Origin of the sequence: Rahnella inusitata (genome assembly GCF_018288855.1) — a bacterium.
GTDB lineage: Bacteria > Pseudomonadota > Gammaproteobacteria > Enterobacterales > Enterobacteriaceae > Rahnella > Rahnella inusitata.
On sequence record NZ_CP065025.1, the window covers coordinates 231,597 to 244,857 of the forward strand.

Below are 13,261 nucleotides of genomic sequence, written 5' to 3' on the forward strand. Positions count from 1 at the left end.
CATGGTAAAAAAACCTTTAAAAGAACATAGCGAAAAATTGACTCCTACGGGAGACTCTAAACCTAAGAAAATAATGGTGGACGATGCAAAAAGATTGAAAGAAGTCAGGGCTCTAGTGATCGAAAATAATAAATCCATTATGAAAACTGATTATATAGTTTGCCAAATATATAAGGAATCAAGATTTAAGAAATTTGCAGGAATGAATCAGCATAGTGCTAAGGGGTTAATGCAAATGCAACTTGGTGCTGTAAAGCAAGTATTTAAATATAGAGTTCAGCAGGCTAAAGGAGGTAAAATGCCAAGTGACAAAGAAACTCACCGGGCATTTGAAGATGCAAATATATTTTATCAGTCTGATAAAATGTACGACGAAAGCGAGAATGTTAAAATTGGGACTGAGTATTTACAGTATTGGATTAATAAAAAATCATCTTTAGAAGAAGCGTATACAGCTTACCGTGGTACAAATGAAGCGTACTATAGCGTCATCAAACCATGTGCGGAAAAACTAGTGAAAGACCCAAATAATATGCAGATACTTAGAGATGGAATAGGTAAATAGCATGCGCATGATAATTTTTATCATTTGTTTTTATACCCTACCATGCTTTGCTGATTCTATTAAAGAAGTCAAAAGCTGTACATCAGAACAAGGTGAGGAAATACAACTCTTGTCTTTAAAGACAATTGATGGCGACACTCTGTACTTAAAGTTCAGAAACATAATCACAGGGGCCTTTATAGACAACCCGTCTGGTAGTCACGATTTTGTCGGGGACATTGCTTTTTCAAAATGCATAAACAATTCAATTATCTTCGCTCTTGAATATGGTTCTCCATACATCAAGGGATGTTTGATCAACGGTTGGGGAAACGGCGACAAAGGGAAAAATGAACCTGAAGGTTTCTGCTTTGCAGAAAGAGACAAACCCGAATCAATATGGTTCGGTAAAGATAACATCTTAGTTGTCATAAAAAATAAAGAAAATAATGGTGTCAAAGATACAAAATACATCATCTACGATAGCAATAAACCTGATGGTGAACGCTCGAGTCATATAGATAAATTACCCTCCAATACAGGCTATAAAATTTTCAACCTCAAGTAAGTCGCAAGAAATTTCATATGGTGTGGCTGACAATGCTAATTATGCTGATAAGGACATTTGTACATGACGAACTCACTGCCATTTTTCGACCACAGCCACCACAAGCTCACCGTACGCGGCAGCGGCACAGCGCTGGATGTGCTGAGTTTTGAGGGCGAAGAGTGGCTGAGTTCGCCGTTTAAGTACGACATTCAGTTCACCAGCACCGATAAAAACATCGACCCGACAACTATGCTGATGCAGGACGCCTCACTCACGCTTCAGGCACCCGTCGCCGAAGCCTTTGGCGTTTCCGTTCAGCAACCGCAGCGCGTGATCCAGGGCGTGGTTACCGCGTTTACGCATCTCTCCACTTCTAAAGATGAGAGCCGCTACGCGCTGTGTCTGCAACCGCGCCTCGCCCTGCTTTCCCGCAGCCATCAGAACCGCATTTATCAGGACATGTCCGTGCCGGACATCGTAGATAAAATCCTGCGCGACCGCCACGATATGCGCGGACAAGATTTTGTTTTCACGCTCGCCAAAGCGTATCCGCGCCGCGAACAGGTGGTGCAGTACGGCGAAGATGATCTGAGTTTTATTTCACGCCTGCTGGCCGAAGTCGGTATCTGGTTCCGTTTCACCGCTGACCCGAAACTCAACATCGACGTCGTCGAGTTTTACGACGACCAGCAGTTCTACCAGCAAGGACTAACTCTCAACGCCGTGCCGCCTTCCGGCATGCACGACAGCGGGGTCGAGTCCGCGTGGGCACTGTCGAGTATCCATCAGGTGGTGCAAAAATCCGTCAGCACCGGTGATTATAACTACCGCACCGCGACGTCAGACCTGTCCGGCAGCGCCGATATCACCCGCGGCGATGCCACCACCTACGGTGAAGCCTATCACTACGCCGATAACTACCTGACCGCCGGTGCCGAAGGCCGCGAGCCACAAACCGAAAGCGGCGCGTTCTACGCCCGCCTGCGCCACGAGCAGTATCTGAATAATCAGGCGCGCTTTAACGGTATCGCCAACGCCGCCACCTTAGTACCGGGTATGGAGCTGAAAGTGACCGGTGGCGATGCCCCTCCGGCATTCGTCAAAGGCGTGATTATTGTTCACACCCGCTGCTCGGCGCGCCGCGACAAAAGCTTTGAGGTGGCATTCGACGCCATCCCGTACTCCGAGGATTACTGCTTCCGCCCTGCTCCGGCCAGTAAACCGGTCATGGCCGGCACCCTGCCCGCCCGCGTCACCAGCACCACCGCCAACGATACCTACGGTCATATCGATAAAGACGGACGTTATCGCGTCAACATGCTGTTCAACCGGGACGCGTGGGAACAGGGCTACGAAAGCCTGTGGGTACGTCAGGCACGCCCTTACGCCGGTGACACCTACGGCATGCATATGCCGCTGCTGGCGGGTACCGAAGTGGCGATTGCGTTTGAGAACGGCAACCCGGACCGCCCGTACATCGCCCACGTCCTGCACGATTCGGCGCACGTCGACCACGTCACCATCAAGAACTATAGGCGCAACGTCCTGCGCACGCCGTCAAACAACAAACTGCGTCTCGAAGACGAGCGCGGTAAAGAGCACATCAAGCTCAGCACCGAATACGGCGGCAAAAGCCAGCTGAACCTGGGACATCTGGTAGATGCGGCGAAGCAGCAGCGCGGGGAAGGCTTTGAACTGCGCACCGACAGCTTCGGGGCAATTCGCGCGGAAAAAGGCATCTTCATCAGCGCCGACGGGCAGGCAAAGGCTCAGGGGAAAGTGCTGGAAATGCAACCCGCTATCAGCGTGTTGAAAAACGCCCATGAGCAGATGCAGTCTATTTCCGAAAATGCCCAGACGGCGACGGCCAATCCATCAGATCTTCAGGCTCAAATCAGTCTGTTGCAGCAAAACCTCACAGAACTTAAACAGGCAGTCCTATTACTGAGTGCGCCAAAGGGGATCGCGTTGAGCAGCGGGGGTCATCTGCAAATGAGTGCCAGCGATAACCTGATTGCCACCGCCGGTAAAAATGCCGACGTCAGCGTCGCGAAAAACTTCTTTATCGGCGTAGGCAATACCCTAAGTATCTTCGTCAGAAAGCTGGGCATGAAGCTTATCGCCAATCAGGGGCCGATAACCGTGCAGGCGCAAAACGATCTCATGGAGCTGCTTGCCCGTAAGGCCATCACCATCACCAGCACCGAAGATGAAATCAAAATCACTGCGAAGAAAAAGATCACGCTTAACGCCGGCGGCAGTTATATCACGCTGGATGAGAACAAGATTGAGTCTGGTACGGCGGGTGACTATCTGATAAAGGCGGGGAATTACGGTCGGCAGGAAAAGGCAAATAATCCAGAAGATTTTCCGAGTATCGCCCCGGAAACAACTGAACCCACCAGTCATTTCACTTTTTCCTGACAAGGAGTCACAACATGATTATCAGTCCTCCATTTCTGAGAGAAAGAGATGCAACCCAGTCAGATGATAACTGGGTTGACGCGATGATGCCTGTCAGTTCCCGCAGAGGATATCCTCTTAATGCATCGGATTCATGGCATGGTGGGATCCATATACCACATACGGACTCAGGCGCATTGCCTGACAAGGTCAGGGCAATAGCTGACGGTACGGTCGTGTCGTTTCGAATGCCTTCAAAACCCTGGAAAAGAGATCAATTCCCGCTGAAGTATTCGCCTCTCAGAGGAACGGATGATGGCTATGTTTTATTGAAGCATGAGACTGAAATCGGTTCCGGTGAAGATGGGAAGGTTGTTTATTACTCTTTGTACATGCATCTGAAACATCTTGAAGCAGAGATTAAAACTGACGCTAATATCTATCGTAAAGCCCCGCTGGGTTCTTCGGGAATGACTGATGGGCAGAATGAATTTCATTTCCAGATTTTCTGTGATGAGGCAAATGTCAGTAAATTGGCCGGTAGAGCTAATGGCGAGTTGAATATTAATGAAAGTGGCCGGACAGATGTTGTCTACGGCGATGTTCATTTTTATCTCCCTGCAGGAACGAAATTTTATGAGGCGCGACCTTCGGCTAATATAGCTACCACAACGAACTTGAATGAAGTGCATACCAGCGCGGTTCCGTTGTATGCAAGCATGAGTCTCAGTAAAGGGGCATGCACGATGATTACGCGACAGGAGCGCGCGCAGGAAGAAGGTGCCTATGAGCCTGTTGGTTCACCTCTGGTCAATGCCGACGGCGAGGACTATGAATACAACCTTTATAAAACAGCCACCTCACACTATCCGCAAAGTCCGAGCGCCGGGTATGAACTGCTGCGCTTTGGGCGCATTATCAACACCGAACATGAAACCCTGGTTCCTGCTGATGCCCCCTTATGGATGACCGTAAATTATCCCGGCGGGCAAGGTGTTGTGAACCTGGCCGTAGCGGCTGTTAAAAAGTTTAGCGATGCCGATTTCCCCCACTGGATGGGATGGCAGCTGATTGATGATGATAAAGACACACATAGCCAGTGCAACTCAGCGGCAATAAGAAATCTCAGGCAAGAAGACAGGTATGCGGCACAAAACAGCAAACTTATCTGCTGTATTCCGTTTGAGTGGGAAAAAAGCACCATTGATGCCAGGTACAAATGGCTGATGACTGGTCTGCCCTGGGAGCAATGTACACCGGAAAAAACCGCAACATGGCAAGTACCGGGATCTCAGGAATCGAAGGAGCGAATTCTGATGAGCGAAGAAGACTACGGTAGGTTTAAACAGCATACCGAGGCCCTTTGTTTTGATTCAGGGGCCTTGGGGTCAGGGAAAGTATGGCATTTTGATCCGCGTGGGTTTATTGAGCATTTCAGGAAGTGTGGCTGGGTAGATGAAATAGATTTAAGCAGGATTTACTCCACTACAGCTAAAGATATTAGAGAGAAATATCGTAATTCTATAAACTCTATATTGATTAAATATGGCATGAATAATCCAATACGCGCAGCTCACTTCTTGGGACAAGGTGCAATTGAATCACAAAACTTAAATCTTATGGTTGAGGGTTCTGTTTCATTTAACCGTCATCCAGAGCATCCATCATTTGCCGAAGAAATTAATGGGTATTATGCTGACCCGACAGATATTTATGGTTATTTCCACAATTATGAGCGTGAAGGTAATGATTTGGGGAATGTCACTAAAAGTGATTTAAGAGATTCAAGAAATAACATTTTGACTGTGGTTATTGGAAGAGACTCAAGTAGCAGGCCAATTTTAACTGCACCTCAAAGGAGAACTATTGATTCAAACTTATCTCACATTGGAGATGGGATGAAATTCCGCGGGCGAGGATTTAAACAGTTAACCGGCCTAGCGAATTACTCGGGGTATTGGACTTATAGAGGATGGTTGCGTAGTACGGATTATGATGATAGTTGGTGGCGAAATCCAAATCGGTTAAGGGTTCCTTTAATCGATGATCCTCAAAATATATCGACAACACCGTATAACTGTATTGATTCAGGAGGGCAGTTCGTAGCAAAAAATGGAGTTTTACGAAGAGCAGATGCAGGAGTTACACGCGAAAGTTCAAGATCTGTTAGCATGGTAATAAACAGATGGGATCAGCAATCTTTTGAGCGCAGATTTCAATCAACGCAAAGTACATATTCTATTGTTGGGGATGAGTAAATGAAAAACATTATGATACTTTTTTTATTTTTGTTTGCGAATTCGTGTTATAGCCGGGAAGAGTATAAATCAACTTTTTTGGAAGAGGCTGCTATAAATATCCCTGTAAAATGGAAAGTAAACAAAAAAAATGATTGTTTAATTATTAGTGATGAGCATGCAAATTCATCCGACTACCTCAAGCTATGCAGGAATTCATCAAGTGAGAAAAGTGATTATTTCACAATGAATGATGGCGGAGAATGGGAGGCAGTAACTGAAGGCATCCCGGTTTTGGCAGATATAAATGTCACACCGAAATTTACCGGCATGAGTGCAGTAATTTCGTGCAAGTCTGAAGATGATGCTGGATACCATTCTGAACAGTGTTTTCAGGCAGAAATAGATTTACCGAAAGAGACAAATTTCATTTTTACTGGCAGAGGCGATCCTTACTTTTTTGATTATTACAAAAGCATATATCTTTCATTCAAGATAAGATGATGCATATATCCAGATGGGGATTTCAATACCAATTAATCTAAGGCGAAATACTTACGAATTATCATTGTGACTTTGTGCTTGAAACCCCTGAGTTAAATCAACCTAGGAGAGAGAGGTGAATAAGTTAATTTCATTTTTAATCCGTTTTGGGGGAATGCTGACCATTAACATTTACACGCAGGACTTAGTATTTAAACGCTCAGCCTTAAATGATTAAAGTAGTCACAGGGCTGAATAACTATTTTGAATTTAAAAATGGAATTTACAGATTTATTAACAATCAGATTTTAAATAGAATTAGCTAGGAGCATGAATCGACAGCAAAGCTAGATGTGAAAAAGGTGATTTTATAACTTCAATTTATTAAAACGTCGATAATAGTTTTCTGTCCGATGTAGACATCAGCTACTAATAATATATATTTAACTACGAATGAAGTCATCAGGAAGCTTACCGCCAAGGCTAATGATGTGTAGACGATGGCTACAGACTAATGATTTTGATGCATACTGGTGGGATGACTCTGAATATAAAAAACAGAACACAAGTAAAATGAAGAAAAAACCTGCAATTATCAACTCACCAGAAAAAGTAACTGAGAACGAATATAACTGCATAGATACGGGCGGATATTTCATTCGAGGAATAAAGCCAAAAACGATTCAATCAATGGATAATGACAAAGAATATATAATGAACAAAGGTCAAGGTGAAAATGAAAACAGAGTCATAGAACAAGTAACAAAAGCCATCAACGGAGCAGATAAAGGATTTGAACAACGCAAATTCTTTACGAAAACAGCTAAAGGAATGATGATATGAAATCATTTACATTAATATCTTTATTTACAATATTTCATATTTATTCATTAAGTGCATTATCTTATGATTCAATCTCAGTTAAAAATAATGACATTAAAATACACCTTGATAATAATGATATGTCCGAGGTCATTTTGGAAAATTTAATAACAGGAAGTGCAAAAAAATGCAAAATAAGCAACTTGACTGAAGAAGACACGAAAAATGGAAACGGTCTCTTGCGCATCACCACAGATAAAAAAGCAATCATATTATTTTCCTCCCATAGATATCTATTGATGAATGAGTTAAATGAGTGTGACAATGGCAAAACAAAACTCTACTCTCTACCCAATTCGCACATTACTATGCTACAGGATATAAATTTCGAAAATAAGTTATTTCTTCAGTTTTCATTAGAGGGTAAAGATAGTTGGTTAGCATCTATTTCTCATTTTGGTAGCGACATAAACTTGTTACATGGCGCAGATTTTTATAATCCAAAAACAAAAAAAACAGAGCAAGGGTTTTCTCTGGGAGATACTAATGGTGACGGTCAAATTTCAATCAATGGAAAATATGTCGTAGTAAATGACTTTAACTGCCAGGAAGGTAAGATACCTGCAGGATCTGGAGTCTGGAATATAAAGAGTAACAAACGAGTGATTTTCCCAACGAAAATAGATGAATTTGGAAGGGTTAGAAACAGTGATGAAATACTGGCGATGTGTATTAAAGCTTTTGAAGGCGCATCTACTATTCAACAACTGGGAGGCACATTAGACTTATGAAAACATAGCAGGGGATTTCGCAACAAAAAAAATAAAAAACATTTTTTCAAATTTGTAAAGCAAAAAACAGGTCACTCTACAAGACTGCCATTTATATTAGAAAAAGAATTGCCAAAAAGTGTCATGCATTTATTAAGTTTCCGCGACGATGAAATTACTAGCCCGCAAGGCGATCACCAGCACTGAAGATGAGATCAAAATTACCGCGAAGAAGAAGATCACGATTAACGCCGGCGGCAGTTATATCACGCTGGATGAGAATAAGATTGAATCGGGTAAGACCGGGGAATATCTGACCAAGGCAGGGAATTACGGTCGGCAGGAAAAGGCAAATAATCCAGAAGATTTTCCGAGTGTCGCCCCGGAAACAACAAAACCCACCAGTCATTTCACATTTTCCTGACAAGGAGTCACAACATGATTATCAGTCCTCCATATCTGAGAGATAGGGATACAACCCAGTCAGATACTGACTGGGTTGACGCGCTGATGCCTGTCAGTTCCCGCAGAGGATATCCTCTTAATGCATCGGATTCATGGCATGGTGGGATCCATATACCACATACGGACTCAGGCGCATTGCCTGAGAAAATCAGGGCAATAGCTGACGGTACGGTCGTGTCGTTTCGAATGCCTTCAAAACCCTGGGAAAGAGATCAATTCCCGCTGAAGTATTCGCCTCTCAGAGGCACGGATGATGGCTATGTTTTATTGAAGCATGAGACTGAAATCGGTTCCGGTGAAGATGGGAAGGTTGTTTATTACTCTTTGTACATGCATCTGAAACATCTTGAAGCAGAGATCAAAACTGACGCTAACATCTATCGTAAAGCCCCGCTGGGTTCTTCGGGAATGACTGATGGGCAGAATGAATTTCATTTCCAGATTTTCTGTGATGAGGCAAATATCAGTAAATTGGCCGGTAGAGCTACTGGCGAGTTGAATATTAATGAAAGTGGCCGGACAGATGTTGTCTACGGCGATGTTCATTTTTATCTCCCTGCAGGAACGAAATTTTATGAGGCGCGACCTTCGGCTAATATAGCTACCACAACGAACTTGAATGAAGTGCATACCAGCGCGGTTCCGTTGTATGCAAGCATGAGTCTCAGTAAAGGGGCATGCACGATGATTACGCGACAGGAGCGCGCGCAGGAAGAAGGTGCCTATGAGCCTGTTGGTTCACCTCTGGTCAATGCCGACGGCGAGGACTATGAATACAACCTTTATAAAACAGCCACCTCACACTATCCGCAAAGTCCGAGCGCCGGGTATGAACTGCTGCGCTTTGGGCGCATTATCAACACCGAACATGAAACCTTGGTTCCTGCTGATGCCCCCTTATGGATGACCGTAAATTATCCCGGCGGGCAAGGTGTTGTGAACCTGGCCGTAGCGGCTGTTAAAAAGTTTAGCGATGCCGATTTCCCCCACTGGATGGGATGGCAGCTGATTGATGATGATAAAGACACACATAGCCAGTGCAACTCAGCGGCAATAAGAAATCTCAGGCAAGAAGACAGATATGCGGCACAAAACAGCAAACTTATCTGCTGTATTCCGTTTAAGTGGGAAAAAAGCACCATTGATGCCAGGTACAAATGGCTGATGACTGGTCTGCCCTGGGAGCAATGTACACCGGAAAAAACCGCAACATGGCAAGTACCGGGATCTCAGGAATCGAAGGATCGAATTCTGATGAGCGAAGAAGACTACGGTAGGTTTAAACAGCATACCGAGGCCCTTTGTTTTGATTCAGGGGCCTTGGGGTCAGGGAAAGTATGGCATTTTGATCCGCGTGGGTTTATTGAGCATTTCAGGAAATGTGGCTGGGTAGGAGAAAACAACATTGTAAGTTTAGTAAGGCACTATCAGAATGCTTATCCAATGACATCAGAACTTAAGACGCCATTAAGTGATCTCCTCCCTGAAAACAGTGCCAGCCTAAACTAAAGTATCCGGTCTTTCTTTCATCTCACTGAGAGGCATATCAACCATGAAAAAGACCCGTTATACTGAAGAACAGATAGCATTCGCCCTTAAACAGGCCGAAACAGGCACTCGGGTGGAGGAAGTGTGCAGAAAGATGGGTATTTCTGAAGCCACTTTTTATAACTGGAAGAAAAAATTTGGCGGTATGGGCGTAACAGAACTGCGCCGTTTGCGGCAGCTTGAGGACGAAAACCAACGGCTTAAGCGTCTGGTGGCGGACCTCAGTCTGGATAAGGAAATGCTCCAGGATGTCATTCGAAAAAAGTTCTGAGGCCCATTCAGAAGCGTGAAGCGGTGACTTACCTGCTGGACGCCTTTCGTATCGGGCTGCGTCGTGGTTGCCGTTTAATGATGCAGAGTCGCACGGTATACCTCTATCGCAGTTGTCGTGATGACAGGGCCCTGACTCACCGGATAAGAGAAATTGCGGAGACACGGATCCGCTATGGTTGCCCGCGCATTCATATTCTTTTGCGCAGGGAAGGCTGGTTAGTCAACCACAAGAAAACCCACCGAATTTACTGTCAGGAAGGACTGAATCTGCGAGCAAAACGCCCACTCAGGCATGTTACAGCCAGGCACCGACACGCCCGTCCAGAAGTGACCGCATTAGATCAGTGCTGGAGCATGGATTTTGTTGCTGATAATCTGTTCAACGGGCGTCGGATACGTGCCCTAACTGTAGTGGATAATTTTAGTCGTGAATGCCTGGCGATCGAAGTTGGTCAGGGGCTGCGCGGAGAGGATGTGGTGGCTGTTATGGAGCGCCTGAAACAAATGCAGCACCGTATACCACACCGGTTGCAGACGGATAATGGCAGCGAATTTATCTCTAAAGCGCTTGACCGTTGGGCATACGAAAATAAGGTGACAATGGACTTCTCACGGCCCGGCAGACCGACAGATAATGCTCTGGTCGAGTCATTCAACGGGAGCCTGCGCGATGAGTGTTTGAATGTGCACTGGTTCCTGTCACTGGAAGATGCTCAGGAGAAGATCGAGCACTGGCGGCAGGAATATAACCAGTACCGGCCACATTCCTCATTAAATAACCAGACTCCGGAAGAATTTGTCCGAAGCCTGCAAACAGACCCGGATCTCTGATTTATCCTGGCATCAATATTGGGAAGGGATCAACAGACCCGGATCTCTGATTTATCCTGGCATCAATATTGGGAAGGGATCATAAGTAAGGATACCTTAATAGAGAGGATTACTAACCAAGGGGAAAAAAGCAGTGGTGAGGTGATAAGACCCTCAGGGTTGATAAATGAACTTCCGAAGTCGCTAAGGAAATATTTGATTACCTCCCCTTTGAGGATTGCACATTATTTTAGTCAGATGGCGAGAGAGACTGGTAGATTTTCATCTTTCATTGAAAATGGTGATTTAAGTTATTTTGACATGTATGAGCCAGGAACAAATCAGGGCAATAAGCTTGGAAATAATATTGTTGGTGATGGTGCAAGATTTAAAGGAAGGGGCACCATACATCTAACTGGACGTGAGAACTATAGGAATTATGGAGAATATATAAACATATCGAATGGATTTTTTTCACAATTGAGCCGAACAATCAACTTCCTGTAGAAGATGCGTATTATTCTTGCGATGTTGGGGGATATTACTGGGCAAGCAAGCAAAAATATATAATAGTCAATAAGCGATTGGCGCCTAGCGGTAGTTTAGGGATTAATTTTTGGGCAGATAAAGGATGTAAAGTGTCGGATGCTTTAGAAGTCACACGCCGAGTAAACCCAGCAGCAAATGGTTTTGAATTAGTTCGTTGGCCCAGTTTTGAACATGCTTGGTATGCAATAAATGACGAAGTTACCCCTCCACTTAACTATAGAAGAATTGGTTGAATGAATATTTTAAAAAAAATAACAATAGTGTTTTTTAGTTTATTATTTTCCTCAATGACTGTCGCTGCAGATGATTCTGCCCTTGGAGATTTGAGCCAATACACAGTAATGCTTTGTGGGAAAGTTTCAAATGAAGTATTGGATGACGTCGGTAGTCATGAAAAAAAAGTGAACCATTATCTAAAATGATAGATTTACTCATATTAATTAGTACCGATGCCCCTAACAGTGTATCAGATGCCAGAGTTACTGCAGATGGTAAAATATTTCTCAAGGGAAGGGATACTATAAGCTTTCCTGTTTCGTTAATTATGACTCTCGATGGTGGAGTTCACACTGACACTGTCACTTATATATCAAATAGAAATAAATTGATTGGTGGTCATTTTTACAATAGTGAAAACGATACTGGTGAGTCCGAAGAAGTATATATCTCAAGCACAGGAAGTGTTTACCATATAGAAATTGAAAAAAATTAGTAATGAGAGTTGCTTCAATAAATTTAGTTGATTTTTCATGATGCTGCGCGCAGCTCACTTCCTGGGGCAAGGTGCAATTGAATCACAAAACTTAAATCTTATAGTTGAGGGTTCTGTTTCATTTAACCGTCATCCAGAGCATCCATCATTTGCCGAAGAAATTAATGGGTATTATGCTGACCCGACAGATATTTATGGTTATTCCCACAATTATGAGCGTGAAGGTAATGATTTGGGGAATGTCACTAAAAGTGATTTAAGAGATTCAAGAAATAATATTTTGACTATGGTTATAGGAAGAGACTCAAGTAGCAGGCCGATTTTAACTGCACCTCAAAGGAGAACTCTTGATTCAAACTTATCTCATATTGGAGATGGGATGAAATGAAAGAGTTTCAGTTAACTCTAATAGTGGAACGAAGTATTATTATCGGAGCCCTTCCTTCTGGAAAGCTAGCGCAGCAGTTAATTTACCCGGTAGGATAAACAGCCTTTATAGCCCTTCATTAAATGGATTTGATGCAAGATGTTGTGCATACGGAGTCGCTCTGGCTATTTTAACCGAAGATAAATTCCCGGACACCTCTGGAAATTTAACAATTCCATTTCCTGAAGGGTATACTCATAGGAAGCATTAGTATGCCTTACTATTTTTTTGAGCTTTAGCACATTTGCGTTAGATTCAGTACCAACGCATCAAGACAAACCAACTTCAGTTATTAGGAGGTTGTCATCAAATTCCAATGCTGATATTTCCTCATCATCAAACTTTGATGCTTGCAATGTGCACTTCAAAGACCATGTATTTCCTACACTAACAGATGATGAATATTACAAAAAAAATATCCTATTTCAGAATGGAGTTGCATTTATTCTGGAGATGCATTTGAGGCAGGATATGACACTCAACAAACCAACAACAATGGTGTTAGTGAAAGTAGCACAGATAATAAAATCGTATATGACTACACGAATAAAGAATGGAAATCCGTACCAGATAAAAATCACAAGGAAAATGGCAAAAACAATCAATTAGAATTAATAAAAGTTGAGAGTCAAAATTCTAACGGCTACATAGCTATAAATAAAATGAGA

At 43.6% G+C, this 13,261-nt stretch carries 11 protein-coding genes and 2 pseudogenes; all 13 read left to right on the top strand.

Annotated elements, in window-relative coordinates; translation table 11 throughout:
• Window position 1: 1 nt before the first annotated feature.
• A complete protein-coding gene (locus tag I2123_RS22875; RefSeq protein WP_213052871.1) occupies window positions 2–565 on the top strand; it encodes a transglycosylase SLT domain-containing protein in 564 nt (187 codons plus the stop codon).
• Window position 566: 1 nt separating this feature from the next.
• The gene (locus I2123_RS22880; protein WP_420834359.1) at window positions 567–1,112 is read left to right on the top strand and encodes a hypothetical protein; all 546 of its coding nucleotides are present in this window, start codon (window positions 567–569) and stop codon (window positions 1,110–1,112) included.
• Between the two features lie 63 nt (window positions 1,113–1,175).
• Complete coding sequence (locus I2123_RS22885) at window positions 1,176–3,518, top strand: type VI secretion system Vgr family protein (protein WP_213052872.1); 2,343 nt, start codon at window positions 1,176–1,178, stop codon at window positions 3,516–3,518.
• A 14-nt stretch (window positions 3,519–3,532) separates the two neighbouring features.
• Complete coding sequence (locus I2123_RS22890; protein ID WP_213052873.1) at window positions 3,533–5,755, top strand: hydroxyethylthiazole kinase; 2,223 nt, start codon at window positions 3,533–3,535, stop codon at window positions 5,753–5,755.
• Window positions 5,756–6,238, top strand: coding sequence for a hypothetical protein (locus tag I2123_RS22895; RefSeq protein ID WP_213052874.1), 483 nt, complete (start codon window positions 5,756–5,758; stop codon window positions 6,236–6,238).
• 552 nt (window positions 6,239–6,790) lie between these two features.
• Window positions 6,791–7,060 carry a hypothetical protein gene (locus tag I2123_RS22900; protein WP_213052875.1) on the top strand — a complete coding sequence of 90 codons (270 nt, stop codon included), beginning with the start codon at window positions 6,791–6,793 and terminating at the stop codon, window positions 7,058–7,060.
• On the top strand, window positions 7,057–7,830 hold the full coding sequence (locus tag I2123_RS22905) for a hypothetical protein (RefSeq protein WP_213052876.1): 774 nt from the start codon (window positions 7,057–7,059) through the stop codon (window positions 7,828–7,830). The genes I2123_RS22900 and I2123_RS22905 overlap by 4 nt, the downstream gene beginning before the upstream one ends.
• 148 nt (window positions 7,831–7,978) lie before the next feature.
• Window positions 7,979–8,233 carry a DUF2345 domain-containing protein gene (locus I2123_RS22910; protein ID WP_213052877.1) on the top strand — a complete coding sequence of 85 codons (255 nt, stop codon included), beginning with the start codon at window positions 7,979–7,981 and terminating at the stop codon, window positions 8,231–8,233.
• Window positions 8,234–8,247: 14 nt separating this feature from the next.
• Window positions 8,248–9,664 (top strand): annotated as a pseudogene (locus tag I2123_RS22915) (M23 family metallopeptidase); the annotation flags it as partial.
• 162 nt (window positions 9,665–9,826) lie between these two features.
• Window positions 9,827–10,926, top strand: a protein-coding gene (locus I2123_RS22920) for an IS3 family transposase (RefSeq protein WP_213051187.1) whose coding sequence is annotated in 2 segments (ribosomal slippage) — window positions 9,827–10,088 and window positions 10,088–10,926 — 1,101 coding nt in all. Because the reading frame shifts where the segments join, the coding sequence is not laid out codon by codon here.
• Between the two features lie 761 nt (window positions 10,927–11,687).
• Entirely contained in the window at window positions 11,688–11,876 is a 189-nt protein-coding gene (locus I2123_RS25620; protein WP_244879954.1) for a hypothetical protein, read from the top strand.
• Window positions 11,873–12,166 (top strand): hypothetical protein, encoded by a 294-nt coding sequence (locus tag I2123_RS22925; protein ID WP_244879955.1) that lies wholly within the window; start codon window positions 11,873–11,875, stop codon window positions 12,164–12,166. Before I2123_RS25620 ends, I2123_RS22925 begins: the two co-directional genes overlap by 4 nt.
• Before the next feature lie 43 nt (window positions 12,167–12,209).
• Window positions 12,210–12,551: pseudogene (locus I2123_RS22930) on the top strand (hydroxyethylthiazole kinase); the annotation flags it as partial.
• Window positions 12,552–13,261: the final 710 nt, after the last annotated feature.

What these genes read in the sequence shown, in the direction of transcription:
- I2123_RS22875 (WP_213052871.1), top strand. Translation starts at nt 2, where the DNA reads ATGGTAAAAAAACCTTTAAAAGAACATAGCGAAAAATTGACTCCTACG.
- I2123_RS25620 (WP_244879954.1), top strand. Translation starts at nt 11,688, where the DNA reads ATGAATATTTTAAAAAAAATAACAATAGTGTTTTTTAGTTTATTATTT.
- I2123_RS22910 (WP_213052877.1), top strand. Translation starts at nt 7,979, where the DNA reads ATGAAATTACTAGCCCGCAAGGCGATCACCAGCACTGAAGATGAGATC.
- I2123_RS22905 (WP_213052876.1), top strand. Translation starts at nt 7,057, where the DNA reads ATGAAATCATTTACATTAATATCTTTATTTACAATATTTCATATTTAT.
- I2123_RS22885 (WP_213052872.1), top strand. Translation starts at nt 1,176, where the DNA reads ATGACGAACTCACTGCCATTTTTCGACCACAGCCACCACAAGCTCACC.
- I2123_RS22890 (WP_213052873.1), top strand. Translation starts at nt 3,533, where the DNA reads ATGATTATCAGTCCTCCATTTCTGAGAGAAAGAGATGCAACCCAGTCA.
- I2123_RS22925 (WP_244879955.1), top strand. Translation starts at nt 11,873, where the DNA reads ATGATAGATTTACTCATATTAATTAGTACCGATGCCCCTAACAGTGTA.
- I2123_RS22900 (WP_213052875.1), top strand. Translation starts at nt 6,791, where the DNA reads ATGAAGAAAAAACCTGCAATTATCAACTCACCAGAAAAAGTAACTGAG.
- I2123_RS22895 (WP_213052874.1), top strand. Translation starts at nt 5,756, where the DNA reads ATGAAAAACATTATGATACTTTTTTTATTTTTGTTTGCGAATTCGTGT.
- I2123_RS22880 (WP_420834359.1), top strand. Translation starts at nt 567, where the DNA reads ATGCGCATGATAATTTTTATCATTTGTTTTTATACCCTACCATGCTTT.